Annotated in this window: 16 protein-coding genes and 1 riboswitch; of the genes, 7 read left to right on the top strand and 9 right to left on the bottom strand. The window is 43.7% G+C overall.

Annotation, left to right across the window (positions count from 1 at the left end; genetic code table 11):
* Nucleotide 1 precedes the first annotated feature (1 nt).
* A complete protein-coding gene (gene thiT / locus ACTHPA_RS17105; RefSeq protein ID WP_440501969.1) occupies nt 2–559 on the bottom strand; it encodes an energy-coupled thiamine transporter ThiT in 558 nt (185 codons plus the stop codon).
* A 186-nt stretch (nt 560–745) separates the two neighbouring features.
* Nucleotides 746–848, bottom strand: a riboswitch (TPP riboswitch).
* A gap of 92 nt (nt 849–940) precedes the next feature.
* Here thiT and ACTHPA_RS17100 point away from each other — a divergent pair.
* Both ACTHPA_RS17100 and map read left to right on the top strand, forming a co-directional pair.
* A complete protein-coding gene (locus ACTHPA_RS17100) occupies nt 941–1,282 on the top strand; it encodes a DUF4870 domain-containing protein (RefSeq protein ID WP_440501967.1) in 342 nt (113 codons plus the stop codon).
* An 80-nt stretch (nt 1,283–1,362) separates the two neighbouring features.
* Nucleotides 1,363–2,109 carry a type I methionyl aminopeptidase gene (gene map, locus ACTHPA_RS17095; protein WP_440501965.1) on the top strand — a complete coding sequence of 249 codons (747 nt, stop codon included), beginning with the start codon at nt 1,363–1,365 and terminating at the stop codon, nt 2,107–2,109.
* 201 nt (nt 2,110–2,310) lie between these two features.
* On the opposite strand, the gene ACTHPA_RS17090 is transcribed toward map, so the two are convergent.
* The 6 genes from ACTHPA_RS17090 to ACTHPA_RS17065 all read right to left on the bottom strand — a co-directional run bounded on the left by ACTHPA_RS17090 (nt 2,311) and on the right by ACTHPA_RS17065 (nt 8,298).
* Nucleotides 2,311–3,465 carry a DEAD/DEAH box helicase gene (locus tag ACTHPA_RS17090; protein ID WP_440501963.1) on the bottom strand — a complete coding sequence of 385 codons (1,155 nt, stop codon included), beginning with the start codon at nt 3,463–3,465 and terminating at the stop codon, nt 2,311–2,313.
* Between the two features lie 64 nt (nt 3,466–3,529).
* Nucleotides 3,530–4,978, bottom strand: a complete 1,449-nt coding sequence (locus ACTHPA_RS17085) for an amidase family protein (protein ID WP_440501962.1) — start codon at nt 4,976–4,978, stop codon at nt 3,530–3,532.
* A 19-nt stretch (nt 4,979–4,997) separates the two neighbouring features.
* On the bottom strand, nt 4,998–5,150 hold the full coding sequence (locus tag ACTHPA_RS17080; RefSeq protein WP_440501960.1) for a Fur-regulated basic protein FbpA: 153 nt from the start codon (nt 5,148–5,150) through the stop codon (nt 4,998–5,000).
* A 112-nt stretch (nt 5,151–5,262) separates the two neighbouring features.
* The gene (locus ACTHPA_RS17075) at nt 5,263–6,480 is read right to left on the bottom strand and encodes a carboxylate--amine ligase (protein ID WP_440501958.1); all 1,218 of its coding nucleotides are present in this window, start codon (nt 6,478–6,480) and stop codon (nt 5,263–5,265) included.
* An 87-nt stretch (nt 6,481–6,567) separates the two neighbouring features.
* Complete coding sequence (locus tag ACTHPA_RS17070; RefSeq protein WP_440501956.1) at nt 6,568–7,263, bottom strand: RluA family pseudouridine synthase; 696 nt, start codon at nt 7,261–7,263, stop codon at nt 6,568–6,570.
* Between the two features lie 201 nt (nt 7,264–7,464).
* Nucleotides 7,465–8,298 carry a glycerophosphodiester phosphodiesterase gene (locus ACTHPA_RS17065; protein WP_440501954.1) on the bottom strand — a complete coding sequence of 278 codons (834 nt, stop codon included), beginning with the start codon at nt 8,296–8,298 and terminating at the stop codon, nt 7,465–7,467.
* A 421-nt stretch (nt 8,299–8,719) separates the two neighbouring features.
* Between ACTHPA_RS17065 and ACTHPA_RS17060 the strand changes: the two genes are divergently transcribed.
* The 3 genes from ACTHPA_RS17060 (at nt 8,720) to ACTHPA_RS17050 (ending at nt 12,016) form a co-directional block, all read left to right on the top strand.
* Nucleotides 8,720–9,889, top strand: coding sequence for a hypothetical protein (locus ACTHPA_RS17060; protein ID WP_440501952.1), 1,170 nt, complete (start codon nt 8,720–8,722; stop codon nt 9,887–9,889).
* A 16-nt stretch (nt 9,890–9,905) separates the two neighbouring features.
* A complete protein-coding gene (locus ACTHPA_RS17055) occupies nt 9,906–11,150 on the top strand; it encodes an amidohydrolase family protein (protein WP_440501951.1) in 1,245 nt (414 codons plus the stop codon).
* A 122-nt stretch (nt 11,151–11,272) separates the two neighbouring features.
* A complete protein-coding gene (locus ACTHPA_RS17050; RefSeq protein ID WP_440501949.1) occupies nt 11,273–12,016 on the top strand; it encodes an arylamine N-acetyltransferase family protein in 744 nt (247 codons plus the stop codon).
* Between the two features lie 54 nt (nt 12,017–12,070).
* On the opposite strand, the gene ACTHPA_RS17045 is transcribed toward ACTHPA_RS17050, so the two are convergent.
* Together ACTHPA_RS17045 and ACTHPA_RS17040 are read right to left on the bottom strand one after the other, a co-directional pair.
* Nucleotides 12,071–12,916 (bottom strand): STAS domain-containing protein, encoded by an 846-nt coding sequence (locus ACTHPA_RS17045; RefSeq protein WP_440502029.1) that lies wholly within the window; start codon nt 12,914–12,916, stop codon nt 12,071–12,073.
* A gap of 108 nt (nt 12,917–13,024) precedes the next feature.
* Nucleotides 13,025–13,819, bottom strand: coding sequence for a 3D domain-containing protein (locus ACTHPA_RS17040; RefSeq protein ID WP_440502027.1), 795 nt, complete (start codon nt 13,817–13,819; stop codon nt 13,025–13,027).
* Between the two features lie 418 nt (nt 13,820–14,237).
* Between ACTHPA_RS17040 and ACTHPA_RS17035 the strand changes: the two genes are divergently transcribed.
* Together ACTHPA_RS17035 and ACTHPA_RS17030 are read left to right on the top strand one after the other, a co-directional pair.
* The gene (locus tag ACTHPA_RS17035; RefSeq protein WP_440501948.1) at nt 14,238–14,441 is read left to right on the top strand and encodes a hypothetical protein; all 204 of its coding nucleotides are present in this window, start codon (nt 14,238–14,240) and stop codon (nt 14,439–14,441) included.
* A 520-nt stretch (nt 14,442–14,961) separates the two neighbouring features.
* Complete coding sequence (locus ACTHPA_RS17030; RefSeq protein ID WP_440501947.1) at nt 14,962–19,440, top strand: S8 family serine peptidase; 4,479 nt, start codon at nt 14,962–14,964, stop codon at nt 19,438–19,440.
* Nucleotides 19,441–19,483 lie beyond the last annotated feature (43 nt).

Below are 19,483 nucleotides of genomic sequence, written 5' to 3'. Positions count from 1 at the left end.
TTTATGTCCTTTGAATAAGTCTAGGTGCGGATGTAAATAAAATGACCGCTACGATTGCGCACAAGATGATGGATGGAATCATATAGGTTGCATTATATCCTAAAGAAAATAACCAAGCGGGCTTATCACCGGCGGCATCAGCGAAAAATACCATTCCGGCAATGAAGTGGGCTAAAAATCTAAAAAGGCCCCCTAGAACCGTCCCCACAGCAATTGCCGCAGCCATTGAACCTTTGCGCCCAGCCAATTTACTTTTAATCAACCAACCATGTGTAGACGCCGCCAATCCAACTAGTGTGTAGGCAAAAAAATAGTCCAAAGCACCTTGCACTGGATGGATGATATAACCTCCTATTACCGCTTGAAGAAGACCTGTAATAAACCCAGTCAACAATCCTCCAGCAAGCCCCCAACGGTATGCCATCAAGATAATCGGCAACATCGATAAGGTAATGGAACCGCCTTGTGGCATTTTGAATAACGTTAAATTATCCAAGACAAATGATAAAGCTCCTAAAATAGCAACCTCCAACAATAACTGAAGTCTTTTACGATCCAATTGAAACTCCTCCTCTTTTTTTGTCGGAGGGATACGGAATGAAGAAAACGCGGTTTTCTGCTTCGACCTGAGGGCAGTATAAATTAGTTTACAGAAAGCCAATCAAGGTAACGAATAGTAACATAGAGCCACTTTTCCTATACAACAAAAAACGACATCCCGGATAGAACCGAGACATCGATATATGTCAGTTTCCATCCACATCCCTACGCAAGCATGAACTTACAGGTTCGAAGGGTCAGGACAAAACGTCCAATCTCAGCCAATACAGGCACCCCTTGTGGTCGTGTAATTCAATTGTCGTCTCCATTGTATATGTTACAGTAGTTATAAGCAAGATGATATTGTAAACTACTTATTAGAATTGCGGGAGGTAAGCCTATGACCAATAATAAACTACTATCGGCTCTCTGTTATTTCAGCATCTTTTTTTCACCGCTATTATTGCCCGCGATTGTCTATTTCGTCACGGACGATCATGACGTGAAGGGACATGCGAAGCGTTCACTCATATCACATCTTATACCCGTAGTGCTTCTCATAGCTGGCTTTATTCTCTTTACGTTTTCAATGGTTTCGTATGAATCAAGAATGCATACAATGTTAACAGGGCAATTTGATTTTTGGGGACTTGCCCCTTTCCTGTTCATGCTCATCTATGGTCTGCTATTTTTGATTGTCGTCATTTGGAACGTTTATCAAGGTGTAAAAGTGTTGAAATAAACGCATACGTTTCTTGAGAATCGAATAATTATGTTATAATTAGCTGGAAAAGTACGTTTCGAGGAAGGGACCTGTAAATCATGATTGTAAAAAACAACGAAGAGATCGAGGCACTGAAAAAAATCGGCCGCATCGTCGCAGAAGTGCGGGAAGCGATGAAAGCTGCCACAGTGCCAGGCATTACGACGAAAGAGATTGATGAAATCGGAGGACGACTTCTTGCTGAGCGCGGAGCTGTCTCCGCGCCGATTGACCAATATGAATTCCCTGGGTATACATGTATCAGTGTCAATCACGAAGTAGCCCACGGCATCCCTGGATCACGCGTCATTCAAGATGGCGATCTCGTCAACATCGATGTTTCCGCATCATATGGCGGGTACTTTGCAGATACAGGCATTTCATTCGTCGTCGGCACGAATGATGAGAAGAAGCAACAGCTTTGCGACGTAGCGAAACTCGCTTTTGACCGCGCAATGACAAAAGTGAAAGCAGGCTCAAGGTTGAACCAGATCGGGAAGGCAGTCGAGCGGGAAGCTAAGGATAACGGCCTGAAAGTTATAAAGAACTTGACCGGGCACGGGATTGGAACATCGCTGCACGAAGAGCCGCAACATATACTTAACTATTATGATGCTTGGGATAAAACGTTGATGCAGGAAGGTATGGTTTTAGCGGTTGAGCCATTCATTTCCGAGAAAGCTGAGCATATTATTGAGCTCGGAGACGGATGGACATTCGTAACGCCTGATAAATCCCTCGTCGCTCAAATTGAACATACAATCATCGTCACAAAAGATGAACCGATCATACTTACACAGCTATAAGAACAAAGGAGACTGTCCGGAAAGTCGATGAATCGACTTTCTGACAGTCTCTTTTTGTAGGGAGAGGTTTTATGATCACTCACCGGGATTTATGAGCGCTCGCCAGGATTTATGATCACTCACCACGATTTATGATCACTTGCACTAATTAAAAGGGCTATCCAGAAAGTCGTTAAAACTGACTTTCTGGATAGCCTCCTTTTATCTTTTCTTCTTAACGTCTTTCTGACCGCCTACTGTCTTCGAATTCCCTTCGGTCAGCTTTCCTTTATACCAGACTTTTTGGACAGGCTTGAACCCTTTCGTCAGCTTCTTGTACGTCCGTTCTTCAGGATACGATAGCAATGTAAGCACTTCGCCATCCTCCCCGGCACGTCCTGTCCGACCGGAGCGATGCAAATACTGCTCGGTCGTATGGGGGACGTCGACATGGATGACGTGGGTCAGTCCTTGTATATCCAGTCCTCTTGCAGCCAAATCCGTCGCAATCAATATTCGGATATCGCCCTTTCGGAAGCTTTCCAGTGTCTCCTGCCTTTCGAACTTTGTCATTGAGGAATATAGAACCGCAACAGGTGCCTCATTATATTGCAACTTCATTTCCTTCATTCGAAGCTGATCGACATTATTCATAAAAGCGAGCGCCCTTATGGCTGGCAGATGCGACAGTCCTCGAAGAAGGTCTGTCTTATCTCGTGCATCCGTCTTGATGAATGAATGGACTACTTTGCCCGACAACGGCATATCATCGACAGAGACATGCAACCGGACAGGCTCATCCAATAGGTTCTTAGCGACAAGTTCAATTTCATTCGTAATTGTTGCTGATACGACAGCGACTTGACGTTCAGGATGTGCCGCTTCGATTAAATCTTTCACAATGACGCGGTAATCCCGTGATAACAACTGATCACCTTCGTCCAAAATGATATACCGAATATCATGCATTTTTAAACGCTTCGCTTTAACAAGTTCCACGAGGCGTCCCGGAGTTCCGACAACAATCGTCGGCTTCTTTTTCAATCGTTCAACTTGCCGCTGCATATTCGCGCCGCCGATCAACTGGGTGACTGTAATATCCGTGCCTTCCACCCATTCACGGATGACATTGACGATTTGCATCGACAATTCCTGGGAAGGAGCTATAATCAACGCCTGTGTCTGCATTTTCTTCCCGTCCACTTGCTGAAGAATCGGCAAAACATATGCAAGCGTCTTCCCTGTCCCGGTTGGTGATTCCGCCACTACGTCCCGGCCGTTTAATAATTCCGGTATCATTTGCGATTGAATCGGTGTTTCTCTTTCAAATTTCCATTTCTTTTTAATACTATCGTCCATTTTTTCCAAGAAGGACATTCTCATCCCCGCTTTCACTGTTCCTTATCTTATAATGAACCGGATTTGCATTTCTTTCAAGTGTTCAAGGCTTTCTTCTTGCTTTTGTCGCCTGTTCATATGCATAGGCATAGCCGATTAATTCCGGCTCGGAATACGCTTTGCCGCATATTGTAATGCAAAAAGGCTCGCCTTCCTTCGTGAAGGATGATGGAACCGTAATGGCCGGGTACCCAGCTGCGGCGCTAAAACTGCAGCCATGATCCTGCGGGAACACAAGCATATCAATCTTATGTTCGTCAAAAGCCCGATCTAGAGCTAATTCTCCAGCCAGATGGCGGTTTCTCAAAAATGCCTCAATATATTCCGGCTCGGTCAACGTTCCGCTCGTCCGATCTACTTTTTCCAACATCACTTGACCGAATTCCAGCGTTTCTTCTGCATGTTCCTTATTGAATTGAATGATATCGGATAACGTACGGATTGGGTTCGTCGCTGGCGTTTTTCCAAGATACTCATTCAATGCCGCTTTGAATTCATACAGGAGGACGTCATAGCCTAAATCGTCTTCCATCGTCCCTAAATCGATATGGTCGATAATTTCTGCACCTAATGATTCAAAATGTTGGAGCGCTTCCTCGAACTTTTCTTTCCTCTCCGTCGAAATCTCCCTTACAAAAATGGATCTGGCAATGCCAATTCTTTTGCCTGCAAGCGAAGTTGCGTCACATATGGAGAGCCAATCTATTCCATTGAAACGCTCTGCTTTCCTAGTGACTGGATCAGTTTCATCGTAGCCGACCATCAAGCCGAATGTAATAGCCGCGTCTTCTACAGTTCGAGCGAATGGCCCTGGTGTGTCTTGGGTGAATGAAAGCGGGATGATGCCGCTTCTGCTGATCGCCCCAACAGTTGGCTTAATGCCTACAAGAGCGTTTTGAACTGCAGGGTTGATGATTGATCCGCTCGTTTCAGTTCCAATGGAGACTGCCGACATATTGGCTGCAACAGCTGCTGCGGATCCGGAACTCGACCCTCCCACATCAAAAAGCCCATAAGGATTGTTCACTTGTCCACCACGGGAGCTCCATCCATTCCGCATGCGGTCCGACATGAAATTCGCCCATTCCGTCATATTCGTCTTGCCTAAAATGACTGCGCCAGCTTCCCTCAGCTTTTTCACTAAAAATGCATCTTCCCCAGCATAATGGTTTTTCATCGCTATCGAGCCGCAGCTTGTATGCATCCCGTCTCCCGTATCCATATTGTCTTTTAACAGAACCGGAATGCCATGCAACAATGACCGCACAATTCCACGATGACGTTCCTCGTCAAGTGCACGAGCGATATGGACAGCTTGTGGATTCAGTTCGAGGACTGCATTGATATTCCTATTTTTCTCTGAAATTGTCTTCATGTACATGACGGTCAGTTCTTCGGCCGTGAGTTGACCGGAAGACATTTTTTCCTGCATTTGCCGAATAGTCGCTTCTTCTAACCATTCATGCTGTAAATCATCTAATTTCCTGTTCATGCAAATCCCCCCGTAGTCATCACTCTATCCTCATTGTATACTGTTTCATCAATTCATATAAAGATAGTTCATATAATTGTTTTCCGTTAATTTTAAAGACGCCATCATTAACAAGATTTTCGATTATTTTATCCCTTTTGGTTTCTAGTTCGGGATTTTCTTTCTTTCTCATGGTGTTTGTTCCTCCTAGATAGTTGCCTAACATCTATTCCTCTTCCATGAAAACTGTAAACCATGAAGAAATAACCAAAAAATCCCCGAGGTGCTAAGCACTCGGGGAGTAATCATGACCATTTATTATTTTTATATTTGCGGTAGTAATTGACTTGTCTCATGAAAAGATAAAGTTTACGTTTAAAGCTTTTATCTCTTTTGTAGAACAGCGGGTTGGCGTATTTGCCTGCCCGTAACAGCTGGTCGACCTCTTTTCGGATTTTGGCATTGTCGACAAACTTCCGTAAAACGGCTTTCGGAACGACTGTGAAAAGGAATTTTTCATCTAATAATGTCAATGGTTTTTCAACACCGTAGATGAGGTCATCAACAAAGTTCTTTGCCAGGTTATGTCCGCATGACGTGATGTAATAACTTGAACGTCCCTGTCGGATATTCACTTCAAACACTTTGAACTTTTTGTCGCGATGATCATATTTCAAATCAAAGTTTGCATAACCGACATAGTTGAGCGCTTCTAGAAACCCTTTCAATTTCAACATCATTTCTTCATTATAACGGGTAATGACCGCTGTATAATTGCCGATCGCAGTAACAGTATGCTCCTGCAATACAACTTGTCCAAAGGTGATCAGCTCGGAATTCCCTTTACTATTGACGTAGAAGACGGAATCCCACATATATGTATCATCGCCAGGAATGAAATCTTGGATGATCAAGTCGTCGCGATAACCACTATTCTTAATCGTGTCAATGACTTTCTGAATTTCTTCATATGAGTTGACTTTATACACTTTTTGCATGCCTTCAAATGGATGCTTGTAATATTGCACACCGTTGCTCGGTTTGATGATGACCGGGAACATCACTTCTTCGACGAAACGGTCGTCTGTTTCACATGAATAGAAATAAGTTGCAGGCGCATCAATTCCATGCTCTTCGCAAAGCCGGTAGAAATTCTTCTTTACAAGTAAATTATTCATCAACTCTTCATCGATATAGTTGAATACATAATCGGACTTGAGAGCTTGTCGGCATTCGATGATCAGGCGCACATACAAGTCATTCGTCCCGATAAGGAGCAGTCTCTTCCCTTTCGACCTGTACTTATCCGCAACTTTTTTTAAGAAGCGGACGAACTCTTCCTTCTCCCCTAATTTCGGATTCAGCTCGATGGCGCCAGGGATTGTACTTAAGCTCGTAAATGATAAAGGCTCTTTCCCGACTAGGACCGGATGGATGCCATATGCCTCGTGAAATGAAATCGCCATATTGTATGCATTAATATCTGTCCCTACAATGATCGGGATAAACGGATGGTTTGTCATAGTTTCCTCCAACATGCTTTTCTCTATCTTAGTGTAGGGTTCATGAATTTCTATGTCAATCAAGCAGTATGGCCTATTCGAAATAACTCACATTGTCAGAGCTCCAGAGTCAACATACTTCCAAATATTCCAAGGTTGCTCTGTTGGCGGTGCCGATTCAAACGTGAGGATTTCCTTCGTCGTCGGATGCGGAAATGATAGCGTATGCGCCCATAACGCAATTTGCTGTCCCGGCCGGTTCACATGTTGACCGTACTTTTGATCTCCGTAGAGTGGAGCGCCAGACGTTGCCATTTGAACGCGAATCTGATGGGATCTGCCTGTATGAAGCCGGATGGCGAGCAAGCTCATACCGTCCTGTCTTTCAATTGTTTCATAATGAAGGACCGCCTTCTTCCCTCCTGGGTGAGAGGGCTTAACTGCATGGACCTTGTTATTCTTCGCATCCTTCCAAAGATGATGCTCCAATAGGCCGCTATTTTCCAATCCGCCTCTTACAACAGCTAAGTATGTCCGTTCCATTTCCCTTTTTCGCAGCACGTCGGAAAGCCGGGATGCTGCCTTGGATGTTTTTGCGAATACGAGAACGCCTCCTACTGGACGGTCCAGCCGATGCACTAAACCCAAATAGACATTCCCCGGTTTTTGATGGCGCTTTTTCAAGTCTGCTTTCAATAAGGTTAATAAATCCTCATCTCCGCTATCATCAGCCTGCACGGGCAAATTGACAGGCTTCTCTACTACGAGCAAATGATTGTCTTCATATAAAATGCGTATGATCAACTTTCACAGTTCCTTTCAATAGTATTGATGGACAAATTTCTCTATTTAACTGTTCATTTTTCATTTCAGTTCGCCTCCATTCCGTCTATCATACTATATATCTCCCAGATTATCCGACAAAATTGGTGGATGATTGGTTATTGAAGATAATTCTCCCTAAAAATAAAAAAGCCGAAGTTTTTCCGGCTTTTGCTCATACTTTTATTCTTGCACCAAATAGATTGGCTCATCTGTCGGCCAACTGGAAAAGTCTGATATAATACCGTCTACGCCAAACTTCTGTGCTTTCGAAACTAACCGTTTATCTTTTTTTGACCAGACAAGGACCTTACTACCACGTTCGTGGACACTATCCACCATCCTCTTATTTAAGAAGGACACATTGAAATTGATATAAGATGCAAAGGATGTCAATTCGTCTAACTTCTTTGTAGTAAGTATTGATTCGGAAGGTTTTATAAGGACTGCTACTTCAATATCGGGCAATAAAGTATGTATCTTCCTCATGGACTCTGCATCGAATGATTGGACGATGATCGAGCTGCTGTCGACATAATCGCTCAGCAGCGTCACAACCTTTTCTTCAATTCCTGGATAAGTTTGTGGGTTTTTCAGTTCAATTAGCAAACCGGCTTTGTCATAGAATTCTTCTAATAATTCGTTGAGCGTTATGATTGACTCGCCTTGAAACTCTTTGCTGAATCTTCCACCGGCGTCCAACTCTTTCAGCTCCGCCAAAGTATAGTCTTTAATGTAACCGCTTCCATCAGTTGTACGGTCGATTTTCGCATCGTGCATAATGACGAGTTCGCCATCCTTTGAAAGGTGGACATCACATTCTAGAAAATCTGCACGGAGCTCGACTGCTTTATGGAATGCGGAACGGGTATTTTCAGGTGCAAAACTGGAAGCTCCACGGTGTGCGATACTAATCATATTAGGTGTATGGACCCTCTTTGTCTGATCATTGAAACCGAAAAGAAGGAATAGACATGCACCGACGATTGCTACGCAAAACAGACTATGTTTTCTCATTAGAATTCCCCGCATTCTCTCATCGGATACTACCAATTACGCCTCGGCGTAATTGTGTCAGGATTTTAATCGAGCTAGCTCTATAAACTCACTTAAAAATCCTTGACATCCGCCGAAGGCAAACCCAATCCAGCTCGCTGGATTTAGTTAATATCCGAATTATCTTTCTATTATATTATCATATATCTATAGTCTTGAATACCTTAATATGCACAATGAGCTAAAAGTATTGCATTTTTTTCGCAACAACAACTAAACAACAACTAATTAAATGTATGCGCTTCCAATTTGAAGTAATAGTAATAATCGTCAAAATACTATTTACAAACTATTTTTCGACTGATATATTGGATATCACTTAAGACTAGAAGTTCACTATCTAGTCGGAAGAATAATTGAATTGCATCTAGGAGGAGCCATCATGTTAAGTAATCCTGTAATCGCCACCACATTAATTTTCGCTCTTATTGCATTGGGCGAATGGCTATCTATCGTTTCAAGAGCCAGAATCCCGATGCTTCTAACAGCGATGGTAGGATTCCTTATCCTAAATTGGACAGGCATCTTCCCGAAGGACATTTTAGAGAAGTCACAATTTCCCGCGTTAGGCGCCATTTTAATTGGCCCGGCAATTTTGCATATGGGGACAATGATTCCCTTTTCATTATTGAAAAGTCAATTCAAAGCAGTTCTTATCGCCCTTGGAGGCATCATCGTTTCAGGAGTACTCATATTGACGATCATTCCTTTGATTTTTGATTACCCGACTGCCGTTGCAGGAGTTGGTCCGATTAGCGGTGGAATCATCGCCCTTATCATCACATCAGAAAAATTGACCGAACTCGGCCTTACAAGCCTTGTCATAATTCCAGCGTTGGTAGTAGCTTTCCAAGGTGTTATGGGAATGCCGCTTGCGATGAATTTCATGAGAAGATACGCAGTGAAATTACAGAAAGATATGGATAACGGAACTTTCATACCAATGGTGTCAGAAACAGATATTTTGAAGGAAGAGGAAAAAAGTAAAAAACAAAGCCCATTAAAATCCAGTACCACATTAAAACTGTTCTATGTTTTTGTCGGTGCATCCATTGGGGTTGCTCTTGGTTCAGTAACACCGGTCCATTATACGCTTTGGTGTCTTGCAATTGGCGTCATCGGTCTGAAGATTGGGGTTTTCGAGCCAAAAACATTAGATAAAGCAAATTCATTTACGATTACGATGATCGGCATTATCTTTGTCGTCATTGGGACAATGGCTGGCGTCACGCCAACACAAGTACTCAACAATTTACCAAGTGTCGTCCTTATCCTTGTCATTGGTACTTTCGGCATAGCACTAGGCGGGTTCATCATGTCCAAGCTGCTGAAATGGCATCCGTATAAAGGGATGCCCGTCGCATTAACGGCTTTGTTTGGTTTTCCTGCAGATTATATACTTTGCGAGGAAGTGAGCCGGAGCATTGCAAGAAACCAAGAGGAAGAAAAAGCGATCTTCGATGAATTATTAGCTCCAATGCTTATCGGTGGGTTTACGACCGTGACCGTGGCTTCTGTCGTTATCGCTGGCATTTTAGTACAAACATTATAATTCGGAGGGATTTACAATGACTAAAACAATCATTCGAAACGGATCACTTATTGATGGAAACGGAGAAGCGCCAAAACAAGGACAAATTATTGTTATTGACGGAGATCGAATTGAGTATGTCGGTGATGAGGACCGATATGCAGAAACTGGTGACGAACAAGTCATAGATGCGGCTGGCGGATCAATCCTTCCCGGCTTCATCGATACGCACGTCCATATGATGTTCGAATTTTCGCCTGTCCATGAACGATTGGCAACTCCCTTTTCGTTCATGTATTACCGAGCTGCACAATATTTGAAGGCAACTTTGGAGGCGGGAGTCACTTCGGTCAGGGACGCCCTCGGTACCGATCTAGGTGTGAAAAAGGCTGTTGAAGAAGGACTTATTCCGGGGCCACGCTTGCAGCTCAGCATTAATGCATTGACGATTACCGGTGGACATGGAGATGGTTACACAGTTTCAGGTAATGTACTCGATTTATTGCCTTCTCCGTACCCAGGAATGCCGAACGGGCTTTGCGATGGCGTAGAGGAAGTCCGGAAAAAGACGCGTGAAATGCTTCGGGCAGGCGCAGAAGTCATTAAAGTGCATGCGACAGGCGGCGTCTTGAGCGCAACTGATCATCCGGAATTCACACAATTCTCGTTAGAAGAGTTGAAGGTTATCGTCGAGGAAGGACGTTTCCGGAAAGGCGTTAAAGTCATGGCCCATGCACAAGGGGCAGAAGGGATTAAAAACGCCGTCCGTGCAGGAGTCCATTCGATTGAACATGGCATCTTCATTGACGATGAAGCTATCGAATTAATGCTCGAAAACGGAACCTACCTCGTACCTACCCTTCTAGCTCCGGTTGCGGTTTTAGAAACAGCCGCAGAAACAGGTATGCCTGAAACAGCTGTTCAGAAGTCGAGGGAAGTTATTCAACACCATATTGAAAGTTTCCAAAAAGCGTATAAGGCTGGCGTAAAAATCGCTATGGGAACTGACGCTGGTGTTATGAAGCACGGCACGAACTTGCGTGAACTAGGGTTGATGGCCGATGCCGGAATGAGTCCGATGGATGCGATTGTCGCATCTACGAAAACAGCCGCCGAATGTTTAGGCTGGGGGGATCGTGTCGGAACGATTGAAACAGGGAAACTCGCGGATATTATTATCGTAAAATGCGATCCATTAAAAGATATTCATTCTCTTGCAGACAATGACAACATCCAAGTCGTCATTAAAGGCGGAAAAGTGGAGAAAGATTTAACGGCATAAGATGATGTATCTAAAATAAACGGCCATTGCAAAGACAGACATTTGTCTTGCAGTGGCCGTATTTTCATTAGAGCATCACGATGAATGCTATACTATAACTAATTCGTTAGGAGGCCGATAGAATGGATATTGAAAAATACCTCAATCGTTTTCACGCATCAAGCGACAGTAAACCTTCCTTGCATCAATTGTCGGAACTACAACGTTTACATATGACCAAAATACCGTTTGAAAACCTCGACGTCATTCGCCGAGTTCCGATTTACTTAAATTTACATTCGATTTACGATAAAATCGTTCTTCGGAATCGCGGCGGGTATTGTTATGAATTAAACGGGCTGTTCCATTGGTTATTAGAACAGCTTGGATACGATGCTTCCCTAATTGCTGCCACTGTATATCGTCCAAATGGACGGTGGGCCAAGCCCGAAACACATGCCGCCATCCTCGTGCAGATGGATGAACCGTACTTAGTCGATGTTGGATTTGGAGACTCGACAATCTTACCAATTCCATTGAACGGCAGTCCGCAAACTGACGTAAGTGGAACTTACTCGGTCGAGCAAGTTGGCAAGGGGCTATTTGATCTGATACGAAACCGGAATGGCGATTCTCGTCCGCTCTATCGCTTTTCTACAAATATGAAACAACTTGTTGACTTCCATGAAGGCTGCGTTTTCAATCAAGTCTCCCGAGAATCGACATTCACGCATGTCGACATTGTCACAAAAGCAACAGCTGAGGGCAGAATGACAGTAAAGGACTATGAATTTACCGTTACGGAAAATGGTGCCTCCAAGACAACACCTCTTTCCAAGAATGAAAAAGATGCAATTCTTTCAGACTTATTCGGTATCAACATATAGTAATAAAAAAGAACGGCAAAGGTTTCATCCCTTTATCGCTCTTTTTTTATCGATTTAATTGATGGCCAAACTTCTGAAATTCTTTTTTAAGGCCAATTGCAATGAACTATATGTTTGGATTTTTGAAAAATCCAAGCCCAACTGGACCGAAGTTTGAGCGATGACAGGGTGGATTCCTGTCATCGTCGCCTTAATACCTAATAGATCGAGCACCGCCATTAACTGATAAATATGATTCGCTACCATCGTATCGATCATAGAAACTCCCGACAAATCGATGAATAGATGAGTCACGTCAATCTCAACACACCGATTCGGTACATAGTCCACAATGGATTGGACCCGCGTCGTATCAATATCTCCGATGATCGGTAAAATCCCAATTGATGAATCAAGTTTAATAATAGGTGCATTCAATTCTTCAATAAGGCTCTGTTGAGCAACTAACCGTTTGTTCATAAGCTCATCGTATCTATTTGAAAACTCCACCATCATTTCATCAAACGCCTTATGGATGGCAATTCCCCAATTCATAATGTCTGAACGGAGAATCCTCTCCCCTTCCTTCTCGACAAATCTCTCAACAAACTTCCAAAACGCTTGACGCGCCTTACTAAGGGCTTCCAAAACTTCATAGATTGGCGTTCGGCTATTCACCCTACTCTCAGCGACAACTAACGCCCAATTTTTCTTGTTTTCTTCAAACATCTCTACTTCTAATAAGAGGCTGCTTGCAACGGTCAAGTTTGTTAGCCTGTTTTGCTCTCTTAACATTTGAACCGAACCGCCACTGGCATCTTTCGAGTAAATCGAACCTTCCTTATCTTCACGATCCAACAGCCATTCCTCTGTGATGGCGTCTATTTGTTCCAATAAGAATTCATACAGCTCACAATTCATAGTTTTCACTATTAACCCTCCCACCGACAACCTGTTGTTTTTTATTGTAACATAAAAAATAAATACGTATTGGGAAATTATAGTGAAAAATCCCCAATACGTATGAATTCATTTTATGATTTTAAGTTTCACCTTTTTAACGCCCCACTCCATTGCGCTTTCATAGGTAGGGATAAATACGTCAATTTTATGTCCTTTTATTGCGCTGCCGACATCTCCTGCAATTGCTTCCCCATACCCTTCCACCCAAACTTTCGTTCCAAGCGGGATTATTGATGGGTCCACTGCAATAACTTTCTGATTTGGATTGGAACGGAGATCAATACCATACGCTGTCGTTCCAGAGCAACCTGTACAATAAGCTGTATAAGCTGTTGCAGTCACCGTCATTTCTGCTCCCGTACTTTCTGGAGGACTCGAAACGGAGACGTTGAATGCCGGTTCTTTCGGTGCCAAACTTGTTTCAGTAGTAATTTCTGGTGCCTTTTCCGATATGACTGCAGCCACTTTGAACGTCCCTGCATTTCCGAGATTATTTTCCCCATCTTCTTCACTAACCGTCAATACGTCACCCGGGTAGATCAGATCCTCTTCCAAGTCGTTCAAACTTTTCAATTCTTGCAAAGTCATTCCATGATTCAAGGCAATGCGATACAACGTATCTCCTTCTTCAACCTTGTAGGTCACAGTTTCTTCCTTCAACAAGTCCAGTGGCGGATAAAACAACGATATTGTATTTTCCAAAATGTCGATAAACGGAATATCACTAAGGTTCGGTCTAATTTCTTCGGAAGGAAGCCCTATCTCCTTTTCATGCTCCGTCCCGCTAGATATAGCCGCTTCGGTCACGACACTGAATGAGAGTGTCATGATTGCGGTTAGCACAATCATTTTCATCTTAATCAAGTAGTATTGCTCCTCTCTCAATAACAATTTCCCCCAGTACTGTCCAAAATCTTTCAAATTCAAACATATACTTTTTCAAAAGTTCGGAATATGACAATCAAGAAGTTGAGTATCATAGTGAGACTGTCATAGGAGAAGCAGATTTTGGTTTACATTCTCTGTAGAGAGGGCAAAATATAGAAAATGGTTAGTAAGGGGCGAGTGACATGAAAATAGGAAGACTTATTAAGACAGCTATTAAATGGGCTCCGGTCGTTTATCCGATCGTCCGCAAAATAATTGATAATAAACAAAAGACGAATGCTCCTTTACGGAGACGTTGAACTTGCTTGCTTTTGCAACGCTATTTGAAGCACGCATAGATTCATGCAGCTTGCTAATCCTATAAGGAAACAGTTATAAGGAGGCAACTGCCATGGCAGAGGATAATCGGAAGGCTACTAATGACGAACGGGAAGAGATCCAATTTCGTTATTTAGAACATCCTGAAGGGATTCCATCAGACCGAACAAGTTTATTTGACATGCATGAGGATATGCAAACCGTTGATACGATTAATTTGGATGATATGAAAGAGGATTTACGAAAGGAAAGAATCCATAAACATCCGAAGTCATAAATGAAAGAAGCCGGAAAATTGCCGGCTTCTTTTTAATTCCTGAACTTGGGAAAATTTTCACGAACATAATCCCTATTTGTAGCACCCTAGTTTCATATTAATTTATGCCTAAAATTAAATGTTTTATAAATAAGTAATATACGATTTCAACCCTCATTTAGGTCTTCTACCTTATTTTATCTTATTCCATCTATTCCCCTTTCTGATGCCTACTTTCTTCAAAACACTTTAAAAACTCTATTTCAAAGCATTTATAAAGAATACTTGACATTTATTGAAAACTATTTAACTGTGATAAAACTCCCTATTCATGTTGGACAATTTAGTTACTTATTATTATTTATTAACTAATCAGATGATTTGGTATTTAATTATAGTTTAATAAATGTATAATGTTAGCTAGACAGCCAGATACGGAGATTCCGACACCATTGAGAACCTTATCGTTTAACAGAAAGGGGGCAAAGGGTGTTTTTTGTTGGCTCTTAATAAGGGGAACGGTCAAAAACAAAAAGGAGGAATGGAATTGAGGAAACGTCAGCGGATGAGATTATTCAGCATCGCGGCAACGTTCTTGATGGTATTTTCATTGATAACGCCCGCGATGGCTGCAAGCACGGGACTAAACAAGAAACTGCATCACTCATTGCGCGATTCGAATGAGATTGCAAAAGAAAAAGTCAGCCAGCGATTACTTGAAAACTTTAAAGACGATAGCATGGTCACCTTTTTGATCAAGTTCAAAGAACAAGCAGATACGGAGCAGGTGGCAGCGGCGGCAAAACAGCAAGCAAGCCAAGCGAACCTTTCTGGAAAGCAATCGGTCATGATGACTCGATCGGCTGTCGTCTCCGAGCTTAGATTGACATCTCTAGAATCACAGCAAAATGTGAAACAATATCTTGAACAACAAGTGAAAGCAGGAAAAGCGAAGGACATCACTTCCTATTACATCGTTAACGGCATGGCTGTAACGGCTACAAAGGAAGTAGCGGAAGCGATTGGCACATTCGCAGAAGTCGAAAAGGTCCTTCCGAATGAAACGCGTCAATTGAACACAACCGTAGTCGAGAACGCAGATGCGCCGAAATCTCAGCTCGCAAATGTCGAGTGGAACATTGAACGTGTCAATGCACCTCAAGTTTGGGACATGGGAATCGATGGATCTGGAACAGTCGTTGCTAGCATTGATTCGGGCGTCCAATGGGATCACCCAGCATTAAAAGAGAAATATCGCGGGTATAACTCCGTCACAGGTGAAGTGAATCATGACTTCAACTGGTTTGACGCAACTGCTGGACGGACAACTCCATATGATGATCATGGTCATGGAACGCACGTGACAGGTACGATGGTTGGAAGCGAACCGAATGGAAATAACCAGATCGGTGTTGCACCTGGTGCGAAGTGGATTGCTGTTAAAGCATTCACTGCTAATGGTGGAACAGACCGTGATTTATTGGCCGCGGCTCAATGGATTCTTGCTCCAACAGACGCAAATGGCAATGCGCGAGTGGATTTGGCTCCGGATGTCGTTAATAATTCTTGGGGCGGAGGAGCAGGGCTTGACGAATGGTACCGTGATGTCGTTAGAAACTGGCGTGCGGCAGAAATCTTCCCTGAGTTCTCTGCAGGCAACACGACTCTTACAAACCCAGGCGGACCTGGATCAGTCGCTGCACCAGCGAACTATCCAGAATCCTTTGCAACAGGTGCCACAGACATCAATGATAAAGTGGCAAGCTTTTCACTTCGCGGACCTTCACCTTATGACCAAATAAAACCAGATATTTCCGCACCCGGCGTAAATATCCGTTCATCTGTACCAGGCAGCCGCTATGAAGGCGGCTGGAATGGAACATCTATGGCAGGCCCTGCCGTTTCTGGCGTAGCGGCTTTGCTTCGACAAGTGAACGCTACGATAACTGTCGAGGACATGGAACAAGTTCTATTGAACACAGCAACTCCTTTGACAGATAGCGCGTATCCGACATCTCCTAACCATGGGTATGGGCATGGACTTGTAGATGCATACGCAGCGGTTTCTTCCATCGCAAGCGGACTCGGAAAACTCGAAGGCCAAGTTACGAAGCAAGGCGATGATAGCGAACCGCCTGCCTTCGAACACTCCGCTCCAAATGAAACGTACGCAGGCATGGATTTAGATTTACGCATCAATGTAACGGATAATATTAGCGTTTCTTCTGTGACGTTGCAGTATGTAAATGCGGACGGGCAATGGAAGTCATTGAAAGCCGAACGGAAATCGGGAGATTACCTATCAGGCGAATACGGTGTTACAGTTTCCGGAGATCTCATTTCCGGTGATGCGTTCACTTATAAATGGGTCATTAACGATTTCGGCAACAATGAAGTATCTAGTGAGGAATTCACAGTACTCGTAAAACCTGGCATCACTGCAGGTTATTTTGAGGATTTTGAACAAATGCCAGTAGGATGGACTTCATTTGGGAATAAAAACAGCTGGGAATGGGGCAAACCGACTTCCGGTCCAGGCAGTGCAGCTTCTGGCGAAAATGTGTATGCAACGAATTTAGCCGGCATGTATGAAAGCAGCATGAATGCGACTCTTGTTATGCCTCCAGTTGATCTTCCGGAAGGCGCATCTTATTTACAATTCAAGCAATGGCATAATTTCGAGCAATCTAGTTCCGGAAGAGCTTGGGATTATGGACATGTATTCATCTCCACTGATATGGAAGAATGGACGCAATTGCTCATGATTCAAGGTGCTTCACAAGGATGGATCGACGCTGAAGTGGATCTGTCTGCATATAGCGGACAGCGCGTTTATATCGGATTCAATGCGTTTTCCGATGGAAGCGTAGTGAGGGAAGGCTGGTATATTGATGACGTAGCTTTAAGCACTGAGTCTCAAGCAGGCACAATCTCTCTTGCACCAAAAAATAAGTTGATGGAAAAAACTGAGCTCAAAGCTCCTCAAGCTTTAAAACCACCGAAAGACAGAGATCCTGGCGATCTAATTGAAAAAGGAAAAGACGCACTTGAAACACCTGTCGACCCAAAAACTATCAGACCTGTCATGCCGAAAGAAGAGCCAGCACCTCCTGTTGAAGAAGGCAAAGCAGCGCCTGTCCTACTTCCATTAGGTGCACAAGTGAATATTCTTGAAACAGATCGCTCCGTCTATACAAACCCTGCTGACGGATCATATACGATGACTCATGGCGCAGGAACGTTCACTGCACAAGCAGAAGCGTACGGATACCAATCCAAAACGCAAACTGTGACAATCAATGCAGATGAAACGACAAATGCCAATTTCACATTGGAGGAAATGCCACAGGCAACAATTAGCGGGACTGTAACAGACCAATCAACAGGTGAGCCGATTGAAGGCGCAACTTTGCTTCTAGTGGAAGATGCGAACATCGCCCCTGTGTTGACTGATGCAGCTGGCCATTTCGCAATCACAGCATATGAGGGCAATTATACGCTGAAAGTAGTCGCTCGCGGTTATCACGGACAAGAGGCTAGCATCAATATCGGCGGCCAACCTTCACAAGATTTCGCACTTGAGCCGTTCTTCACATATCCTGGCGGTGAAATTGGATATGATGACGGAACTGCTGAAAATGCTCGTGCTTTCTACGATGCAGGCAATGGTTGGGGCGTGAAAATGTCCTTACCGGAAGGCAATGAAACAGGAATTGTCACTGAAGGTGTTTTCCGATTCTGGGACACTGAATGGCCAGTACCAGGCGGAACTGCATTTGCAGTAGAAGTTTGGGATGCTACAGGTGCTGACGGAGCACCGGGGCAAAAGATTGCAGGACCAATCAATGCCCAAGCGAAACGGAATGGAGAATGGACAGTCGTTGATTTGACGGAGCACAATATCGTTGTAAACGGCGACTTCTATATGGTGTATATCCAAACGGAAGCGAATCCGTATGCGCCAGGCCTCGCAACAGATGAGGACGGACCAAATGCGGAAAGAAGTTACCAGTTGGTCGGATCTTGGTCGCCAGCACCTGCTGCTGAAGGGAACTATATGATTCGGGCACGAGTAAGCTATGAAGTATTCGAGCCGGTCATCACGTCTCCTGAAACAGGCACTGTGACGAATGAAGAAAACATCGTCATCGAAGGTTCAGCACCACCAACAACGACAATCGCACTCCATAATAACGGCGAAGAAGTCGATTCTGTTGTCATCGGTGCTGACGGGAAATTCTCTTTCCAAACAGTTCTGACAGAAGGTGAAAATGAATTTACAGCTGTCGCTTTATTAGACGGACGCGTAACAGGAACATCAGCGCCAGTAACAGTTGCGTTGGATACGATGCAACCGGAATTGACAATTACGAATCCGAAAAACGGCGAAACGACAAATCGTGAAACGGTCACTGTTGAAGGTACAGTTATGGATGCCTACTTGAAATCAGTAACTGTAAATGGTGAACAAGCGACTGTTGGCCAAGATGGCACGTTCTCGAAGCGGATTCTTTTGGATAACGGTGCAAATGAAATTACTGTTATCGCAACGGATGCTGCAGGTAACGAAACGACACAAACCGTTTCAATCACCGCAAAATATACGGCTCCAGAAATCACGAATTTGACGCCGACGAAAGATGTCCATTTAGTAACTGGAAAATCCGTCAAATTCGAATTCGACAGCGAGCCTGGATTAACTGCGACATACTTCATCCACATGCCGCTTACGAATGTCGGAGGCAATGATTTGACGAATGCGACTGAATTGCCGATGCATGAAGTATCACCAGGCCATTACGTTGGCTACTGGACTGTTCCATTAGGCGTAACTGCTGACGGGGCACGCGTCGAAGTGAAAGTCGTCGATGATTTTGGAAATGAAAGAAGAAAACTCGCAGACGGAAAACTGTTCATCAATATCGGGCAAACGAATGAAGTCGAGCCAACTGAAGGCAACGATGAAGGAGCAGTTGAAGAAAGCGTGGAAGCAGAAGAAATGGCTGAACAGGCCGAATAAGCAAAACGGGCGTGGCTCATCATCGGATTCTCGATGAAAGCCG

Origin of the sequence: Sporosarcina sp. SAFN-015 (assembly GCF_051966875.1) — a bacterium.
GTDB lineage: Bacteria > Bacillota > Bacilli > Bacillales_A > Planococcaceae > Sporosarcina.
This window is presented reverse-complemented; position numbering and strand designations above follow the sequence as displayed.